16 protein-coding genes are annotated in these 19,113 nt (G+C 59.4%); 6 read left to right on the top strand and 10 right to left on the bottom strand.

The window, feature by feature from the left end:
* Positions 1–2: 2 nt before the first annotated feature.
* The 6 genes from GGD46_RS04015 to GGD46_RS04040 form a co-directional block, all read right to left on the bottom strand.
* Positions 3–332, bottom strand: coding sequence for a DUF1883 domain-containing protein (locus GGD46_RS04015; RefSeq protein WP_184701979.1), 330 nt, complete (start codon positions 330–332; stop codon positions 3–5).
* Between the two features lie 146 nt (positions 333–478).
* Positions 479–748 (bottom strand): hypothetical protein, encoded by a 270-nt coding sequence (locus tag GGD46_RS04020; protein ID WP_184701981.1) that lies wholly within the window; start codon positions 746–748, stop codon positions 479–481.
* Between the two features lie 33 nt (positions 749–781).
* Positions 782–979: a hypothetical protein gene (locus GGD46_RS04025; protein ID WP_184701983.1), complete on the bottom strand. Its 198-nt coding sequence runs from the start codon at positions 977–979 to the stop codon at positions 782–784.
* A gap of 141 nt (positions 980–1,120) precedes the next feature.
* Complete coding sequence (gene dapA, locus GGD46_RS04030; protein WP_184701985.1) at positions 1,121–2,062, bottom strand: 4-hydroxy-tetrahydrodipicolinate synthase; 942 nt, start codon at positions 2,060–2,062, stop codon at positions 1,121–1,123.
* A gap of 10 nt (positions 2,063–2,072) precedes the next feature.
* Positions 2,073–2,300 (bottom strand): hypothetical protein, encoded by a 228-nt coding sequence (locus GGD46_RS04035; protein ID WP_184701986.1) that lies wholly within the window; start codon positions 2,298–2,300, stop codon positions 2,073–2,075.
* Between the two features lie 159 nt (positions 2,301–2,459).
* Complete coding sequence (locus GGD46_RS04040) at positions 2,460–3,473, bottom strand: ketopantoate reductase family protein (protein WP_184701988.1); 1,014 nt, start codon at positions 3,471–3,473, stop codon at positions 2,460–2,462.
* A 237-nt stretch (positions 3,474–3,710) separates the two neighbouring features.
* Here GGD46_RS04040 and GGD46_RS04045 point away from each other — a divergent pair, with 237 nt between their 5' ends.
* The 5 genes from GGD46_RS04045 to GGD46_RS04065 all read left to right on the top strand — a co-directional run bounded on the left by GGD46_RS04045 (position 3,711) and on the right by GGD46_RS04065 (position 10,014).
* Positions 3,711–5,621: a hypothetical protein gene (locus GGD46_RS04045; RefSeq protein WP_184701990.1), complete on the top strand. Its 1,911-nt coding sequence runs from the start codon at positions 3,711–3,713 to the stop codon at positions 5,619–5,621.
* A 203-nt stretch (positions 5,622–5,824) separates the two neighbouring features.
* A complete protein-coding gene (locus tag GGD46_RS04050) occupies positions 5,825–7,273 on the top strand; it encodes a hypothetical protein (RefSeq protein WP_184701992.1) in 1,449 nt (482 codons plus the stop codon).
* The gene (locus GGD46_RS04055; RefSeq protein WP_184701993.1) at positions 7,251–8,069 is read left to right on the top strand and encodes a hypothetical protein; all 819 of its coding nucleotides are present in this window, start codon (positions 7,251–7,253) and stop codon (positions 8,067–8,069) included. Before GGD46_RS04050 ends, GGD46_RS04055 begins: the two co-directional genes overlap by 23 nt.
* Positions 8,069–9,007, top strand: coding sequence for a hypothetical protein (locus GGD46_RS04060; RefSeq protein WP_184701995.1), 939 nt, complete (start codon positions 8,069–8,071; stop codon positions 9,005–9,007). Before GGD46_RS04055 ends, GGD46_RS04060 begins: the two co-directional genes overlap by 1 nt.
* Positions 9,001–10,014, top strand: coding sequence for an OmpA family protein (locus GGD46_RS04065; protein WP_184701997.1), 1,014 nt, complete (start codon positions 9,001–9,003; stop codon positions 10,012–10,014). The genes GGD46_RS04060 and GGD46_RS04065 overlap by 7 nt, the downstream gene beginning before the upstream one ends.
* Before the next feature lie 17 nt (positions 10,015–10,031).
* On the opposite strand, the gene GGD46_RS04070 is transcribed toward GGD46_RS04065, so the two are convergent.
* On the bottom strand, positions 10,032–11,654 hold the full coding sequence (locus tag GGD46_RS04070; RefSeq protein WP_184701999.1) for an ABC-F family ATP-binding cassette domain-containing protein: 1,623 nt from the start codon (positions 11,652–11,654) through the stop codon (positions 10,032–10,034).
* Positions 11,655–11,803: 149 nt separating this feature from the next.
* Between GGD46_RS04070 and GGD46_RS04075 the strand changes: the two genes are divergently transcribed.
* Positions 11,804–12,757 carry a class I SAM-dependent methyltransferase gene (locus tag GGD46_RS04075; RefSeq protein WP_246806192.1) on the top strand — a complete coding sequence of 318 codons (954 nt, stop codon included), beginning with the start codon at positions 11,804–11,806 and terminating at the stop codon, positions 12,755–12,757.
* A gap of 95 nt (positions 12,758–12,852) precedes the next feature.
* On the opposite strand, the gene GGD46_RS04080 is transcribed toward GGD46_RS04075, so the two are convergent.
* From GGD46_RS04080 to GGD46_RS04090, 3 genes are all read right to left on the bottom strand, one after another.
* Positions 12,853–13,839, bottom strand: a complete 987-nt coding sequence (locus GGD46_RS04080; protein ID WP_246806193.1) for an acyltransferase family protein — start codon at positions 13,837–13,839, stop codon at positions 12,853–12,855.
* A gap of 283 nt (positions 13,840–14,122) precedes the next feature.
* Positions 14,123–14,512 carry a hypothetical protein gene (locus GGD46_RS04085; RefSeq protein WP_184702001.1) on the bottom strand — a complete coding sequence of 130 codons (390 nt, stop codon included), beginning with the start codon at positions 14,510–14,512 and terminating at the stop codon, positions 14,123–14,125.
* Positions 14,513–14,856: 344 nt separating this feature from the next.
* Positions 14,857–18,663, bottom strand: a complete 3,807-nt coding sequence (locus tag GGD46_RS04090) for a vitamin B12-dependent ribonucleotide reductase (protein ID WP_184702003.1) — start codon at positions 18,661–18,663, stop codon at positions 14,857–14,859.
* Between the last annotated feature and the right edge of the window lie 450 nt (positions 18,664–19,113).

The following is a 19,113-nucleotide window of genomic DNA, read 5'->3' on the forward strand; positions in this document are numbered from 1 at the left end:
CATCACTCGGCGGTGACGTCCTGTGGTGCTTTCTGCATGCGCGGCGCAGATGTCTGATTGACCATCTTCACGCTCGATTCCGCCAGGCTCTTGTGCCCCTCCATATCGACGACCAGATGCCAATGGCCCGATTCCGGAATGGACAGCCGGATCGGTGACTTCTTGGCGACGCCGCCGAGGAATTGGTGCTTGAGGGTTTCGGTGAAACGCTCGAAGTTCGAGCCGTTCATCAGCCTGACATTGGCGATTGCCGAGAGCGTGATCTCGATCACCGTTCCGGCGCGCTGTTCCTTGAGATCGTAGTGGCTGTAGCGGAAGGCAGGCTTCGACATTGTGCTTCTGTTCTTTGCGTATCTCGCCCGAAAGCTTACTCGAAAGCGGGTTAAGGAAGCGTTCGGTCGGATAAAGCGTGATGCCGAAAGTGTAGGCAGTTCTCGGACGACATCACGCTCTGGTGTCGAAGCCTGCCAAGGGCGGTTCAGTGCAGATTTGACGAGGTGGGGGCGAAGCCATCCAGATCGAGGACTGCGCCTTCGGGCGCATGGCAGATGTCGGCCGGGTTGTGGTTGCATTCTTCTGCAGCGAAGTGCAGGGCGGCTGCCTCGTTGCGGAAGAGACCGCCGACCAGTCCCTCTCGGTCCTGGACGATCCAGCTGCCACGACGGTCACGGCCGATCATGAAGCGGGCCGGAGTAGAGGCAAGGCGATTATGAAATGTGCGGCGTTGACTGTGCAGGGCGTTTGCCATCGTGTTTTTCCTCTTGGATCTCTTCAATTCTGCTCAACGTCCGGCCAGATGCAGCACGAGCTGCAGAGCGCCGGCGATGAAAAAGACAAGTCCGAGACGCGGGGCGACGGCGGCAAGGCCATGCAACAGCGTGTCGGAAGAGAGGTGCCGCTCACCCCTGGCAAAAGTGATGGCGCGAGGACGTTGGAGGGGATCGGCGGATAGGCCGGCATGCGTATGGCGTGACATCATAGTTCCTTTCCAGTGTCACCAGCACCGCGGTCTGAGAGACGTCTTCCGGTGCTACGCTGTTGAATCTATGGGTGAGTTGCTAGGATTTCCATTTGTCCGAAATCGAGAAAATATAAAAATCTCATAGGGATAGATCGGATTTTACAAGCCGAGCCGGAAAGCTTGACGGGAAGCTAGCCGACCGCTGCCGTCGACCTGAAAAGGAGCAATGACGGTCTGGATCTCCGCTGCAGTCTCGGGCGCGATGCCGACCAGCGGCAGACGCACGTCCGGTTCCATGTCTCTCATGGCGGCGAGGGCGTGCTTTACGGTGGCGGGCTCACTCTCGCGCGCGAGCGTTTTGAAGAGCGGTCGCAAGCGCCTGTCGATCGAATGTGCTACGTCGAGGTTGCCGCAGGCGGCAGAGTGTTGCATCGAATGAAAGAGACGAGGAGCGACATTGGCGGCAGTGGAAAAGCAGCCATTCCCGCCCGCCGCTGTGAAGCCGAGCGCGCCTGTGTCGCTTGACGTGTAGAGGCCGACCTGTTGCGGCAGAAAGGCGCGCCAGAGGTCTATGCGCTCGATATCGCCGCTTCCATCCGCGATCCCGACAATGCCGGGAATTTCGGCAAGTCGTTCGACTGTTGCGGGAGCGAGATCGATTGCCGTGTGCGATGGCTGGTTATGGATGATAAGCGCCATGTCGGTCTGCGCGGCTATTTGCTCGAAGTGATGAAGAACACCCTTCTGCGTCGGCTTCGAGTAATAGGGCACGGTCACGAAGGCGGCGTCGGCACCGAGCTGCTGCGCCTGCAGCGTCTCTTCGATCGTCGTTGCCGTGTCATTCGTGCCGGTTGCAACGATGACCGGCGTCTTGCCTTCGGAAAGTTCGACGCAGATCTCAATGATCCGCATTCGCTCTGCATCGGTCAGCGTCGGCCCTTCGCCGGTCAGCGAGCAGGCCAGCAGCCCATCTATGCCGCTCAGCGACTGCCATTCCACATGTGCCATGAGATCGACGGTGTCGAGTGCACCGTCACGAAAAGGCGTAACGAGGGCGGTAATCGCGCCGCCGATACGCTTCTGCAAGCCTTGCCTGCCCATGTCTCGACGCTCAGAGATAGTGCAGCACGATGAAGAGCTCGAGACCGCCGAGCAGCAGTCCGAAGGCGAGCATCGCCCAGAATGTGCGCTTCTCGCGAATCTCGCGATCAGGAAACTGTCGCTTTGGTTGGATCTTTGCGACCTTCGCCGATGCGGCTCTGCGATGGTGTTTCTCGTCGCTGCTATGAACCAGGATCCGAATGGATTCGGCCAGGTTGGTTGCGTGCGTCTCAATCATGGCAATGGTCTCCATATGTCCACGCAAGCGTAATTCCTGGTGGCATAGGAAATCCATTCCCCGCGGAAGGCGAGAAAGTAAGCGCGATATAAAGAGCGGAGCGGCCGGGAACCGCGTGCGTATAGGCGCTTGCTGTACCGATAAAGACGGGAGGTGGGGCTAGCCGACCGCCTGCTGGTTCGTGCGGTCGAGCTGCGTCACCAAGGCGAGGATCGTTGCGGAAACGGGTGTCGCCACGCCTGTCAGCTTGCCGAGAGAAACGACTACGCCGACGAGCGGTGTTATTTCCAATGCCTTGCCGGCCAGCAGATCCTGCAGCATGGAGGTGCGTACCGGCCCGATCTGCCGCGAACGATCCAGCCGCTCCTCGACCGACATCGCCACATGCGCCCCCAAAGCCTCGGCAACTGCTTTAACCTCGCTCATGACCTGGCCGACCATGGATGCGAGCGCAGGATCGTCCATGATCTCCGACATCAAGGCTCTGGTCAGTGCGCTGATCGGATTGAACGATGCGTTGCCCATCAGCTTGCTCCAGATATCGTCGCGAATGTTCGCGGAGACCGAGATCTTGACCCCGGCCTTCTGCAGCAATGCCGCGATGGCTTCGATATCTGTCGTCGTCTCGCCGGATGGTTCGCCCAGGATAAAATAGCCGTTGTTGGCAAGCTTGATCTCGCCAGGGCCGATGACTTCCGAGCCCTGATAGGCGACGCAGCCGATCACCCGTTCCGGGCCGATCAGCCGCCAGAGATCGTCGTTCGGATCCAGCTCCTCCATCTGATATTCGGCATGGCCGCTCTTTCGGTCCCTGTGGAAATACCACCAGGGTACACCGTTGAGGATCATCACGACGCGGGTGCGGGCATGCAGGAGTTTGGCAATTCCGGGTACGGCTGCTGCAAGCTGGTGCCCCTTGAGCCCGGTGATGACCAGATCCTGTGGCGGCAATTCGCCTGCATCGTCCGTCGCTGCCATCCGCGCCACGAGCGGTTGTTCCGCCTCTGCTTCCCAAAGATGGATGCCGCTCGAGCGGATTGCCGCCAGATGTGCCCCGCGCGCAACGACGGAAACCTGTGCCTGCTCAAGCGATGAAGCAAGCTTTGCCGCAATTGCACCGCCGAGTGCGCCGGCGCCGTAGATGCAGATGTTCTTGAAGGGGAAAGGCGTCATGGAATGATGCTCCGGGTCAGATCGCATGCGCTGCAAAATATGCCATGGCGACAATTTGGCGAGAGGTTTTTCGACCGCGCTGCGATCGAGATTGAAAATCGCCGAGCCTTCTTGCACATTGCAATCGTATGAAGATTGAGCCATGCTCGTTCGTACTGGAATGAAATCAATGCGTAAGCGAAAGTCGGCCTCGGTTTGTTCCGCCGACATCGGTTGATGCGGGTCGCGAACAAGATCATGTTTTCACTGCATGTCTTTGGTGGTTTGAAGCTTCTGGATGGTGCCGGGCGAGAAGTTGCCTTTCCTGAGAAGGGCCTGCTGATCCTGGCCTATCTGATGATGGCCCCCAATCTGCATGCGCCGCGCAGCACGATTGCCTGGCTTTTGTGGGGGCGCGATGACAATGGCGGCGCGCAAGTAAACCTGCGCAAGCTCGTTTCGCGGATAAGGGGTCGCCAAGCCGCACTGGGCAGATCGTTTCTCCACTTCACTGAAAGCACCGTCGAACTCGTGTCACCGCCTTCGTTGGTCGATTGCTCGCTTTCCAAGGGCGTCGATGCCGGATCGGCGCTTGCGAAGCTAAAGTTGCTGGCGGAGGCGCAGAAGGCGGAGTTTCTGAAAGGGGTCGATTGCCAGAGCGCGATTTTTTCGGAGTGGCGGGACGCGCAGAAGCACCGGCAGAGCTTGAGGTTGAAGGAGGCGCTGAAGGTTGCGGCGGAGCAGGCAAACAGCAGGGACGAGATCGCTCTGGTGAAAGACGTGGCGACCTTGCTTCTCGGCAGCAATCCGGAAGATCCGGATATGCATCGAATTCTGTTGCGGATATTCGACGCGGCGGGTGAGGTCGAGCATTTTCGGCAGGTTTTCGAAAGGCGAAATGCACTTTTGGCCTCGTGGTTGCGTCGGCAGGACAAAATGCTACGACCGATCGGCAAGAGCACCATCCGGCCGGCGAGGAAGGCCACGTCCGCGTCCCGGAAACTGCAGATTCCGCTTTTGCTTCTGTCCTCCTGGGACAGGCCGGTCGCAGGCCACGATGCTTCATCCTTGCTGCAGGGTATCACCGTCGGCTTGTACGCATTGGAAAGCCTGGACATGGGAGATCGTTGCACCTCTGTCCAGGTCAGCAGGGTCGAACAGAATGCGGCCACAACCTTCAACGAAGGGGACGGCTCCTACATTCTGGATATGCGCCCGAGCGGCGGGGCCGATGAGCCTCGGCTGTTTTTGCAACTGGTCGATGCCGGCACGGATGAAGTTCTTTGGGCCGAGCGAATTGATGTCGGGCAATTCTCGCCGAAGCGGGAAAGGGAGGCGATCACGCGTCACATCGTCCTTTCCGTTGCGGGGCAGATCGAACGCCGGGAAATGGTGCAATCTCATTTCGAGAAAAGCCCGATGGCCTATCAGCGTTACCTTGCCGGCAAGCGCTATCTGGAGCGCCTCTCGGTCCCGAACCTGCAGAGGGCGCGATCTGAGCTGGTTGCGGCGCTACGGGGAGGTGGAGATTTCGCGCCGGGCTTGAGCTTGGTAGCTCGAACCTTTTCCAAGGAATGGGTGCTGACATCAGGTGGTGACAAGGCACTGCTGGATGAAGCCGAGAATTATGCGATGCGGGCGATCGCCACTCGGCACGATATCGCCGACGGCTATCGCGAGCTTGGCCTGACGAAGAGCTTTCAGCGAGCAAATGACGAGAGCATAGAGGCTCTGAAGCTGGCCGAGGTCCTCAATCCCGGCCATGCCGGCATCATTGCCGACCATGCCGAGGTGCTGCTTCATTCGTCACGGCCGGACCTGGCGCTGGAGAAAATCGAAAGTGCCATCGCGCTCAATCCGGTAAGCCCCGACACCTATCTCTGGACGGCGTCCGTGGCGAGCTACACGCTTGGCCGTTTTGAAGCTGCTTTGGACTACATCGACCGAATGGCCGACGCTCGTCTGGCGGACCGGATCTCTGCCGCGAGCTGGGCGATGCTTGGAGAAGAAGAAAGGGCGGGGTTCTTCGTTCGGCGTGTGCACAAAACCACACCGGATTTCGACGTAGACCGCTGGGTGTCCGTCGTACCGTTTAAGGAGCAATGGCAGCGCGACATCTACCGAGAGGGGCTTCATCGAGCAGGCTTCTGGAGAGATAGCGCAAACTAGAACGCCGTTTCACAACGACATGCGGCATGTGTCGTGACAGCTCGACATTCAAGCACATGTTTTCCAATCGCCGTGTGCTCGGGCTATTCTTTACCACAATCGCATCCTAACCTCGACGATATCGCTCTGGACCGAGAACAACCGGTGCGGTATCGGTTTGTCGCTCGTCCTTTCTAAGTTGATGAAATCACCGGGGAAGATCATTGCGTTTCGAAGCCCTCAACCGTCTCTGGGACAGCGTTCGGGAGACCAGCCATGACTTCCGCGCCTCGACGGACGTCTTTCCGGTCGTCGATATCGAGAAGCTCGGCTCCACTCTCGACCTTAAAGAGAAGGGTGCCGCTGCAGGACGGCAGAACCGGCCGGCTCCGGACGCGCAATCCTTCGACGAAACGGAACAGCGCATCGTCGCCTGGGTCGAGGCGGAGAAGAAGAGTTCCTACCAGGTTCTCGAAGACCAGTTTCAGACCTTCGACAGCCGGCTGCGCAACCTCGATTTCGAAGGGCAGTTTGGGCTCATCCGCCAGGCGAATGCCTCCAGCGTCTCGGATTTCAAAGCGGAAGTGGCAAGCGGCGTGGATGAGCTTCACGGCCTGCGCCGCAAGCTGAAAACCGCCGAGGATGAGATGGTGGGCTTCAAGGCTACGCACAAGCTGCAGCGCGCCGCGAAGGTTTCCAGCAGAGCGGCCTGGGGTTTCAAGGTCTCGCTCATCGTCTTCCTTGTCCTCGTCGAAATGGTGATGAACGGCAGCTTCCTTGCCAAGGGCAGCGAGCAGGGCCTGGTCGGCGGGGTAACGGAGGCAGCGGCCTTCGCCTTCCTGAATATTGGCATGGCGCTGATATTCTCCTTCTTTTGCGTCCGTTTCCTGGTGCATCGGTCGTATGCGCTGAAGCTGCTCGGCCTTCTCGGGCTCGTCGCCTATGTCGCCGTCGCGCTGGGTATCAATATCGCGCTCGCGCACTACCGCGAGGTCTCGGCAACGATTTTGAGCGGAGCCGGTGCCGAAGTGATCCAGCGCCTGAAGGCCGCACCGCTCGGGCTGACGGAGCTGAACTCCTGGATGCTTTTTGCCATCGGCCTGATGTTCTCGCTCGTCGCCTTCATTGACGGCTGCTACCTTACCGATCCCTATCCGGGCTTTGCCGGCGTGCAGAAGCGTCTCGATGTGGCGAGAGACAATTATATCGATCGCAAGCTCGACCTGATCGAAGATCTTCGCGAGATCCGCAACGACCACAACGGCAAGATCGAAGAGATCATCCGCGACCTCTCGCTGCGCCGGCAGGAGACATCGGCCATCATCGCCCATCGAGCGAGGACCGCAGGCCTTTTTGCCGAGCATCAAAACCACCTAGAGCGCGCCGCCAATGTGCTGCTCACTTCCTACCGCGACGCCGACCGGGCCGCACGCACCGAGCCAGAACCATCTTATTTCAATTCGGCCTATAAGATGGAACGTTTGACGCCTGTGATCCGCACCGAAGAGGAGTGGGATGACAAGGTCTTGGGCTCGCGTATCCAGGGTGCCCAGACGGAATTGTCGGAGCAGATCAAGCGGATCGGCGACGAATTCGAGCGCGCCATCGAGAAATACCATCAGCTCGATAATCTTTTCCCGGAGAGCATCCTTGGCGCGACGCAAGCGGCGTAGCCGGCGCGGCGGATCCGCCGGTCTCATCATCGCAACGGTTTGCCTCGCCGTCCTGTCGCTCGGGATCGTCGGCGCCTATGGCTGGCTGCGCTACAAGGCGAACGGCAATGTCGCCGTCGATCAGGCATCGCTTTGCCCTGTGGACGGCCCGAAGGCGGAAACGGCCATCCTGCTCGATGTGACCGACCCTATCGCCGACACGACGGCGCTCGACCTGCGCAACCAGTTCCAGAAGATCGTGACGGAGGTGCCGATCGGCGGCGCCATCGATATCTATGCGCTGACTGAGAAGGAAGGCGAGCTGATCCAGACCTTCCACGGCTGCAATCCGGGCAGCGGCGCGAGCGTCGACGAATGGACCAGCAACCCGCGTCTGGCGCAGGCGCGATGGGAGAAGGGGTTCCAGAAGCCGCTCGCCGATATCGCCGGCAAGTTGACCGAGGGCGAATCCGGCCGGCTATCGCCGATCATGGCTGCCATCCAGAAGATCAATCTGGAAGTCTTCGCCAGCGCTCCGCATGGGCTACCGAAGCGCCTCTACATCGCCTCCGACATGATCGAGCACACCGCCGCCTTCTCGAATTATCGCGACGGCGCTTCCTATCAGAAGTACCAGCGCAGCCCGGCAAACGACCGTTTCCGCACGTCACTGGATGGTGTCACGGTCAAGATCCTCGCCTTTCAAAGGCCGAACATGAAGTTCAGCATGGAGGATCTGGCGAACTTCTGGGCGCAGTGGATCAAGAACAACAACGGTTATTTCGACGGCTTCGTGCGGTTGGAGGGGATACGCTGATGGCCGACAGCGAGGCGAGATACCTTATCCGCGACTATGGGCCGATGGTGCTCTTCGCCACCATCACCATCGGCGGCATGATCTTCATCTGGTCGTCGAAGCTCATGGAGTTGTCGCTACCGATCGTGACGGGCATTCCGCTCGTGCTGATGGCGATCTACTTCATCGTGTCGCTCGCCTTCGCCGGGTTCCGGCTGCACAATGAGCAGGCGGGCGACAATCTCTACTATATGGGCTTCCTGTTCACCCTGTCGAGCCTCGGTGTATCGCTTTATCTCTTTGCCGGCGAAACCTCGATCGAGACCATCGTCCGCAATTTCGGCATCGCCGTCACCTCGACTATTGCCGGCGTGACGCTGCGCATCCTCTTCAACCAGATGCGCCGCGACCCGATCGACATCGAGCGCAGCGTACGCCACGAGCTTGCGGAGATGACGCGGCGCGTGCGGACCGAACTCGATTCTTCTTCACGCGAATTCTCGCACTACCGTCGCGTCAGCAATCAGATGCTGTCGGAGGGATTCGAAGAAATCGCGCGCCAGGCCGAGCGCAACGGCCAGGAGATCAACAAGATCCTCGAAATGCTGGCAAAGCAGGCGGTGACCCCCATCAACGACGCCGCTGCCCAGCTGACGACAACGACCTCGCAGCTTTCGGAGATCATCGGCACCTTCGGCGCGGCCGTCGAAAATGTCGGCAAGAAGCTGGAGGAAATCCGTTCGCCGGAGGACGTCGTGCGGGCCGAACTGGCGCCGGCGATCACTGCGATCAAGGAGATGTCTGAGGCGCAGTTGCAGCCTTTGCGAAATATTGAGGTGGCGCTCGGACGTATGGCGGAAGCGATGGGACAGACGCCGTCGCGAGCCGCCGGCGATGATCGCGGTGTCGCTCCGACAGGGGAAGCGGTGCCGCGAAAACGCTGGTGGCATCTATGGTAGCAGGAGGCTCGGACAGCACGCCGAAACTGGAGCATAAGGGCTACAATCGCGGCCTGATCCTTGGCCTGACGATGGCCGAATCCATGCTGCTCCTCGTCTTCTGCCTGCTGCTCGTCGCGGCCGCCTTGATCTCTGCGGAGCGCAGCAAGCGCTACGAAGTCGAACGGAAGCTTGAAAAAGCCGAACAACAGGTTGCCGTGCTCGAGAAGAAGCGGGCGGAACAGGCCGCTGAACTCGTGCTTCTCCAATCCAAGGTCGTTTCCGGCCATCTCTCTGCCGAGGACAAGGCCGTCGTGGATAAGCAATGGCGGGAGCTGGTGCTGGCGAAAGATACACTGGACAACATGGCAGACCAGGGCGCGACACCGGACGATCTGAAGTCTCTTGCCAAGGTGGCCGCGGTTTTAAAGGAGCATGACGTCGCGCTGGCGTCAGCGTCCGATGAGATCAGTAAGCTCCTGGCCGGCAATGGCGGCGGCAACGGCATGCACGACTGGCCGCCCATCATCAATCTCGACGATGCCAAGAAGAACTATTTCCAATCCGGAAGCGCCGAACTCACCGGCACCTTTGCGCAATTGCTCGACGGCACCATTACGGATGAGATTGCCAGCAATCTGAACCTTTATGGCGCCAATATCGTCGAAGTGATCGGCCACACGGACGAGCAGCCGGTATCGCGCGAAAAATCCAATCTCGATGATACGCTGATCAGCGCGATATCAGGCAAACTGCCCGTATCGGCGCTTCAGCCGGCCGATAATGCCGGGCTTGGGCTTGCTCGCGCCATCGCCGTCGCCAACGTGCTCAAGGCCAATCCCAAGCTCAAGGACGCCACGATCCTGCCGATGTCGGCCGCCCAGCTGATCCTGCCGGGCGACACCATCACCTCCGGCCAGCGCGGCGCCGTCGAGTCACGACGCCGCATCGAAATCCGCGTGCGGGGCAGGGCGGCGCCCGTTGCCGTCATCAATGCCGGCGCCGCACCTTCGGTCGACACGCAGTAGCGTTGCCCAATCGGCTATTAGCTCTTCAGGCCGGGGGCCTCGTAGCCGGTGCGCTCGACATACTCCGTGTAGCCGCCGGGATATTGGTGGATACCCTCGGGCGTCAGCTCCAGAACGCGGTTGGAGAGCGCCGCCAGAAAATGCCGGTCGTGCGAGACGAACAGCATCGTGCCCTCATATTGCGACAGCGCCTGGATGAGCATTTCCTTGGTGTCGAGATCGAGGTGGTTGGTCGGCTCGTCCAGCACCAGCAGGTTCGGCGGGTCGAAAAGCATGATCGCCATGACGAGCCGCGCCTTCTCGCCGCCCGACAGCACGCGGCACTTCTTTTCCACATCGTCACCGGAAAAGCCGAAGCAGCCGGCGAGTGCGCGGAGAGAACCCTGGCCTGCCTGCGGGAAATCGTGTTCGAGCTGCTGAAACACTGTGCGCTCTCCGTCGAGCAGGTCCATGGCATGCTGGGCGAAATATCCCAGTTTCACGCTGGCACCGAGGTTGACGCTGCCTTCATCCGGCTCTGCCGTACCTGCCACCAGCTTGAGCAGGGTGGACTTGCCGGCGCCGTTGATGCCCATGATGCACCAGCGCTCGCGACGGCGCACCATGAAGTCCAGACCTTCATAAATGCTGCGGCTGCCGTATTTCTTATGAACGTTCTTCAGCACGGCCACGTCTTCGCCGGAACGCGGTGCTGGCTGGAATTCGAAGGCAACCGTCTGTCGGCGCTTGGGCGGCTCGACGCGATCGATCTTTTCCAGCTTCTTCACGCGGCTCTGCACCTGAGATGCATGAGAGGCGCGCGCCTTGAAGCGCTCGATGAACTTGATTTCCTTGGCAAGCATGGCCTGCTGGCGTTCGAACTGCGCCTGCTGCTGCTTTTCGTTCTGCGCGCGCTGCTGTTCGTAGAACTCATAATCGCCCGAATAGCTGGTCAGGTTGCCGGCATCGATCTCAATGATCTTGGTGACGATGCGGTTCATGAATTCGCGGTCGTGCGAGGTCATCAGAAGCGCGCCTTCATAACCCTTCAGGAAGGCTTCCAGCCAGATCAGGCTCTCGAGGTCGAGATGGTTGCTCGGCTCGTCGAGCAGCATGACATCGGGGCGCATCAGCAGGATGCGGGCCAGCGCCACGCGCATCTTCCAGCCGCCCGAGAGCGCGCCGACATCGCCGTCCATCATCTCCTGGCTGAAGCTCAGGCCCGCGAGGACTTCGCGTGCGCGGCCCTCGAGCGCATAGCCGTCAAGTTCTTCGTAGCGCGCCTGAACCTCGCCATAGCGCTCGATGATCTCATCCATCCTGTCGGCCTGATCCGGGTCGATCATGGCGGCTTCCAGCTCGCGCAGTTCCGCGGCAACGGCGCTGACGGGGCCAGCGCCTTCCATCACTTCCGCGACGGCGCTGCGGCCCTCCATCTCGCCGACATCCTGATTGAAGTAGCCGATGGAAATGCCTTTATCGACGGAGACCTGGCCTTCGTCGGGCAGTTCCTGGCCGGTGATCATGCGGAAGAGCGTTGTCTTGCCCGCTCCGTTCGGGCCAACGAGCCCGACGCTTTCGCCTCTGTTGAGCGCCGCAGATGCCTCAATGAAGAGGATGCGGTGGCTGTTCTGCTTGCTGATATTCTCGATACGAATCATGGTTACGCGAGGCCTAGGTAGAAATTGTTGGGGGCCTTATGCCACGGGTTTCCGGCTCTGTCGCAGGTTTTTGGAGGCGGGAAGCCGTAAGATCGGCAGGTCTCGATCGCAGACGCGAATGATCGTCGCGGATCCGACTCCCGCAGGAGATGCTTCTCGAACGTCTCAATCCGTATAATGCGGGCAGTTTCCGGCTGGCGCAGCCCTATGGCGCTGGGGATAGTGTGCGCATGGACGCCATGTTCCATGGGAGCAAGACGCGTTGGGAAAGACAACGGCGACGCTTCGATGAGGTCGTCTGCATCGAGCTTTGGACTATGCGCGGGGAGGGAGTACGCATGCAAATGGTCGCAAGCGCAAATGAAGTCGACGTCCTGGACGAAGCGCACAATCGGTCATGGAGCGCCATTCAAGGTTGGGTCGGCGACAGAATTCCACATATTCTCAAGTTCGTTCGGGAATTGCACGAGGCCGATAAGGTGGAAGGCGATATCCTGGAGATCGGCGTTCACCATGGCAAACTGTTCTTCCTGCTTTCCGCGGCGTCGCGGGCCAGCGAACGTTGTGTTGCCATCGATCTTTTCGAGGACCAGCAGAAGAACCTCGATCATAGCGGCAAGGGATCGCTCGCCACATTCAATCGCCATCTGCTGGAACTCTTTCCGGATTTTGCTTCGAAGGTTACGACGATCTCGGCGGACAGCATGTCGCTGACCCCAGCCACGGCGCGCGAGCGGCTAGGTGTGAAAAACGTGCGATTGATGTCGGTCGATGGCGGGCACACGGTCGCACACGTCATCAATGATATGGAGATAGCACAGGAGCTTCTCGTCTCGGGTGGCGTCGTCCTGCTTGACGATTTCCTCGGAGTCCATTGGCCGACGGTGACGGAAGGCTTTTACAAATATATGCAGATCGCGAATCGCCGGCTCGCTCCGTTTCTGATTTTTCAGAACAAGCTGTTCCTGACCACTTTTTCCGAACAGCCTGCGACCCTGACGAGGCTCCGGCGCTTTCTGGATAGAACGTTGCCGGCCGAAATTCACTCTGGACGCTGGCGCTACACGAATGTGTGTGACCATAGCGTTCTGTCATTTGCCTAGTGTCCGGAGACGGCCGGAACACCCCAGGAGAAGGTGTTGCGTGGGAGTGGAGATACCGGTCGGATCCTCTCATGATCGCCTCGACTTTGACCCCGCTATGCCGGCTGCGGTCGAACAGGCCGCATCCTGCGAAGGATCGGGCGCTCTATGAACAGATAGCAGATGATGGCGAATGCCAGAGATCCCGCCGCGATCAGTGCAGGTTGCGCTGCATGCGGCACCCCGACACGCAGAAGCAATGCGGTCGTCAGGATGCCCGTAAGCACATGCCAAACGTAGATGGAATAGGACGCATCTCCCAGAAAATGCAGGAATGGCAATTTGGGAGCGGCTCGCTCGCGCTCCGCGAAAACAGCGCCCGACAATAGCAGCACCGCCGGCACGCCCCAGCGGACTGCGCGGTCGAAATGAGACAGAGGGTCGCTTGCCAGCAACAGGATACCGACGACCATCAGGCCGATGGAGGCACCCAAAGACAGCCGAAATCCCTGCTTCCACAGGTAGCCGACAATGACGCCTGCCGAAAATTCCAGAATGACCGGCTGCGTGAACACACTGACATAGCCGGCGGGCAGCAGGTAATGTGAGATGGAGGCGGCGACCAGTGCGGTGATCAGGAACCAAAGTCGCCGGAATTCCGGCAAAAGCAATGAGATGGAGAAGATGAGGTAGAAGAACATCTCATAGGATAGGGTCCAGCCCTGTTCGACGACGGGATGCAGCGCTTCGTCCTTGATGACGGGCAAGAAAAACAGCGAGGCGATCAGATTGTCGACGCTTGCATCCGTGTTGAAGAAGAATTGCGGTTTCAACACGGCCACGGAAAAGGTCGCCGCGGTCGCAATCCAGTAGAGCGGCACTATTCTTGCCAGCCGCCGCCACATGAATGTTCGTGGGCCGATCGGTTTGCCCGCGGTCGTGATCCACATGATGAAGCCGCTGATGACGAAGAATACATCGACACCTGCTGCTCCGACCTTGAATTCCAGGCCATAGGTCTCGCTGACATGGAAGCAAAGAACGGAGATCGCGGCGATGGCCCGCAGATACTGAACGCTTGCAATATCACTGCCTATTTTCAAGACGGTGCCTCACGCGAAAGGAATCCAATCGTCAGCGCCTGCCGGCCGGGTTTAGCGATAGAATGCATTGATGGGCCGCGCCCTACACAACGGCTTAGCGGGCGAAGCAGGCTGAATGTTGCTGCGGCAACAATTTCAATGAAAATGGATCATTTCCCGCCGGTTTCATGGCTGAAATCGGGCATTTCCAATTGAGTGGCCGCACCGGCAATTCGGAGCAGTCGTTGCACCTCGCGCCGCCTCATGTGCCGTCGATGGCGGAAGGTGCAACTGCGCCTCCTGGTTATTTTGGTGCAGATGGAAACTTGCCACCCAGCGCGGCTGGCCTTGGCTTTGGCGGCGTCCATTTGGGAGTTGCCGAGTGAGCTTTGGTGACCTTGCCCTGTCCCGGGCCGGGAACGCGTCGCCAGCCGCTCATGGTCATGCATTGCCGCATGAACTGATCTTCGCGGATGGCATTGCCGAGCGCATTTCCGATTGCCGCGCCTGCTACATAGCTTGTGCTCCCATAGGCAAAATATCCCTGGTCGACACTGCTGGCCATCATTTGACATCGCGCTTGCGTCATCTCCATGTTCGGTGGATTGGGAATGATCGGTTCATACGCGTAGTTTGTCGTGCACGACGATAATCCGGCTGCCATCGTGGCAACCAGTATATATTTGAAATTCATTGAATTTTCCCTCAGCCCTGGGAAAACACTATGCGCGCCAGGCGATAACCGTCAATAAAATTATCGCGCAATAAGTTTATTTTTCAGGCTTGAGGATGATGCTGGCTGTGGTCATTCGGTGAGCCATGAACATAAACCCAGGCCGGATATGATCAGCTTCTTTTACCAATCAACCGAGGGCACAATGCGTGGACCGACGCCGTCGAGGTCATACGCGCTTTGGCATACATCAGAGCATCTAGCTATCGAACAGGATATGTTTCACCGTTTGCTCTAAAAGATAAATCCCAGGCGTCGAAACGCCTGGGATTTAGAGTTTTTAATCGGGCTGAGAACTTCCGTAATCAGCTGCAGCCGCTCGTGGCGCCGCAAGTGTCGCACTTCTCGCAGGTGCCGTTGCGTACCATCGTGAAGTTCTGGCACTCGGTGCACATGTTGCCGGTGTAGCCCTGCATGATGGAGCGGGCGCGGCGTTCCGATTCCAGCTTCTTGGCGTCCGTCTTGGCCGCTGCGGCGTCGCTTGCGGCCTTGTCGGTAAAGAGGCCGGTGGATTCGGCGGCTTCGCTTGCCTGCTCCTCGGCGATCTCTTCCGCCAGTTCCTTTGCGCGCTCCTCATAATCGCGCTTGAAGGCGACGACTTCTGAGGTCGAGGCGGCGCTGGTCGGCTCCAGCTTGCGGACCGTGTTTCCGGCAAAGGCGGTGACGGTCGCAAGTGATGCCGCGCGTGCCGGGGCTGCCGTTGCCGAACCCTTGACTTCGGCTGCCGGACGTTCGCCGGATGTCGGCACCAGCGTCGGCTTGTAGCCGCGGGTCAGGCCCTTGGAGACGACATCTGCCTTGCCTTCGGAAACGCCGCGGCCGAGCGCCGTATTGTTGAAATCCGAAGTGTCGACATGAGCGAGGTCGTGACGGCCGAGATAGGAGATCGCCAGTTCGCGGAACACATAGTCGAGGATCGACGTCGCGTTCTTGATGGCGTCATTGCCCGTGACGATGCCGGCCGGCTCGAACTTGGTGAAGGTGAAGGCGTCGACATATTCCTCAAGCGGCACGCCATACTGCAGGCCAAGCGAGACGGAGATCGCGAAGTTGTTGATGAAGGCGCGCAGAGCCGAGCCTTCCTTGTTCATGTCAAGGAAGATTTCGCCGAGACGGCCGTCGTCATATTCGCCGGTGCGCAGGAAGATGGTGTGTCCGCCGATCTTGGCCTTCTGGGTATAACCCTTGCGGCGGCCCGGCAGTTTCTCCTGCGTGCGGATAACCTTTTCGATCACGCGCTCGACAATCTTCTCCGTGATGGTGACGGCCTGTGCAGCAGCCGGAGCCTGCAGGAATTCCTCCAGCGCGTCCTCGTCGCTGTCGTCCTCGATCAGCGAAGCATTCAGCGGCTGGCTGAGCTTGGAGCCGTCGCGATAAAGCGCGTTGGCCTTGAGGCCGAGCTTCCACGACAGCATGTAGGCGTTCTTGCAATCCTCGACGGTCGCCTCGTTCGGCATGTTGATCGTCTTGGAGATGGCGCCCGAGATGAACGGCTGGGCAGCCGCCATCATGCGGATGTGGCTTTCGACCGAGAGGTAACGCTTGCCGATCTTGCCGCAGGGATTGGCACAATCGAAGACGGCGAGATGCTCGTTCTTGAGGAACGGCGCACCCTCCAGCGTCATCGCACCGCAAACGTGGATGTTGGCGGCCTCGATGTCCTTCTTCGAGAAGCCGAGATGGTCGAGCAGGTTGAAGCTCATATCGGCCATCTGCTCGTCGGAAACCTTCAGCGTGCCCTTCAGGAAGTCTGCGCCGAGCGTCCACTGGTTGAAGACGAACTTGATGTCGAAGGCGCTCTTGAGTGCGGCGTTGACGGCATCGACCTTCTCGGAGGTGAAGCCCTTGGCCTTCAACGAGGCAGGGTTGATGGCCGGAGCCTGGTTCAGATTGCCATGGCCGACGGCGTAAGCTTCGATCTCGGCGATCTGGCTTTCGGAATAGCCGAGCGTGCGCAGCGCTTCCGGAACGGCGCGGTTGATAATCTTGAAGTAGCCACCGCCGGCGAGCTTCTTGAACTTCACCAGAGCGAAGTCCGGCTCGATGCCGGTCGTGTCGCAATCCATCACGAGGCCGATCGTGCCGGTCGGTGCGATCACGGTTGCCTGCGCATTGCGGTAGCCATGCTTTTCGCCGAGTTTCAGCGCCTTGTCCCAGGCCGCCTTGGCATGAGCGACGAGATCCTGGTCCGGATTGTCGGAATGGATGAGCGCCACCGGGTCGACCGAAAGGCCTTCATAGCCTGAGGTCTCACCGTAAGCGGCGCGGCGATGGTTACGGATGACGCGCAGCATGCTCTCGCGATTCGGTTTGAACATCGGGAAGGTTCCGAGTTCGGAAGCCATTTCCGCCGAGGTCGCATAAGCGATGCCGGTCATGATCGCGGTCAGCGAGCCGGCAATGGCGCGGGCTTCGTCGCTGTCATAGGGGATGCCCGAGGACATCAGCAGGCCGCCGATATTGGCGTAGCCGAGGCCGAGCGTGCGGTATTCATAGGAGAGTTCAGCGATACGGCGCGAGGGGAACTGCGCCATCATCACGGAGACTTCGAGAACGACGGTCCAGAGGCGGACGGCGTGTTCGTAGTCGGCAATGTTGATGCGCTTCGTCGCTGCGTCCTTGAAGGTCATCAGGTTCAGCGAAGCGAGGTTGCAGGCCGTGTCGTCGAGGAACATATATTCCGAGCACGGGTTGGAGGCGCGGATCGCGCCGGCAGCCGGGCTGGTATGCCAGTCGTTCATCGTCGTGTTGAAGTGCAGGCCCGGATCGGCCGATGCCCAGGCGGCGTAGGAAATGGATTCCCACAGGTCACGGGCCTTCAGTGTCTTGATGACCTTACCGTCCTTGCGGGCGGTCAGGTTCCAGTCGCCATCATTCTCGACAGCGCGCAGGAAGTCGTCCTTGATGGAAACGGAGTTGTTGGAATTCTGGCCGGATACGGTGAGGTAGGCTTCCGAATCCCAGTCCGTGTCGTAGGTCTTGAATTCGAGATCCTTGTAGCCCTGGCGAGCGAACTGGATAACGCGCTGAACGTAGTTTTCCGGAACCTGGTCCTTCTTGGCGGCGCGGATTTCGCGCTTCAGGGCAGGGTTCTTGGCCGGGTCGAAGCAATCGTCATTATCGCCTTCGCAATTGACGGTCGCCTTCATGATCGCCTTCAGATGCTTGGCGACGATCTTCGAGCCGGTGACGAGGGCCGCAACCTTCTGCTCTTCCTTGACCTTCCAGTTGATGTAGTCCTCGATGTCAGGATGGTCGATATCAACGACCACCATCTTGGCGGCGCGGCGGGTGGTGCCGCCCGACTTGATGGCGCCGGCGGCGCGGTCGCCGATCTTGAGGAAGCTCATCAGGCCGGAGGAGCGACCGCCGCCGGAAAGCTTTTCGCCTTCAGCGCGGAGCATCGAGAAATTCGAGCCGGTGCCGGAACCGTATTTGAACAAGCGGGCTTCGCGAACCCAGAGGTCCATGATGCCGCCTTCGTTCACGAGGTCGTCTTCGACGGACTGGATGAAGCAGGCATGCGGTTGCGGATGCTCATAGGCCGACTTGGACTTGGTAAGCTTGCCGGTGAATGGGTCGACGTAATAATGGCCCTGGCCGGGGCCATCGATGCCGTAGGCCCAGTGCATGCCGGTGTTGAACCACTGCGGCGAGTTCGGGGCGACCCGCTGGGTAGCGAGCATGTAAGCGAGCTCGTCGCAGAAGGCGGACGCATCTTCCTCGGAGGAGAAATAGCCGCCCTTCCAGCCCCAGTAGGTCCAAGTGCCGGCGAGGCGATCGAAAACCTGGCGGGCATCGGTTTCCGAGCCGCTCTGCTGTTCCTTGGGCAGATCCTTCAGGGCAGCATCGTCGGGAACGGAGCGCCACAGGAAGGAGGGAACGTCGTTTTCTTCAACTCTCTTGAGCTTGGCAGGCACGCCGGCCTTGCGGAAGTACTTCTGCGCGAGAATGTCGGCTGCGACCTGCGAAAACTGCGCGGGAACGTCGATGTTTTCGAGGCGGAATACGATCGAACCGTCTGGGTTCTTGATCTCGCTCGTCGCCTTGCGGAATTCTATGTCCGCATAGGGTGACTGGCCGGCCTTCGTAAAACGGCGTTCGATGCGCATGGTCCCGATCCTTATTCGTTGATGCGCCTGCGTGAAAACAGGGCGCAGAAATTCTCATTCCGGCATGGCGATTTCAACGCGCAGCCAGCTTCCGATCCGCTTTCTGACAGGAGATGTCATCCGGAGATGTGCTCCTGTATCTTGTGGTGATGGTGGCTGCAAACACTAAATATAGTATTAACAGCTTATTGCCGCCAGTCCCCGCATGTCTTTTTTGGCAGCATCGATACCGGCACAAAAACACTCACGGCGGCCACCGATGAAAGTGCATCGCCTTGAACCAAAATCCGATTTCGAATTGAGAACCAGCCCTCGCTAACCCGCCTGGTTCAGTCGCCGCCGCAACGTCGTCCATTAACTTTGAAAGACCCGATTTCGTCAAGGGCTGGTTTGATAGGGATTGTTAACCACAATATCTTGTGGGCGGGTCTGTGGAAATTGGGGAAATGC

It is taken from the genome of Martinezella lusitana (genome assembly GCF_014207095.1).
Classification (GTDB): Bacteria; Pseudomonadota; Alphaproteobacteria; order Rhizobiales; family Rhizobiaceae; genus Rhizobium; species Rhizobium lusitanum_B.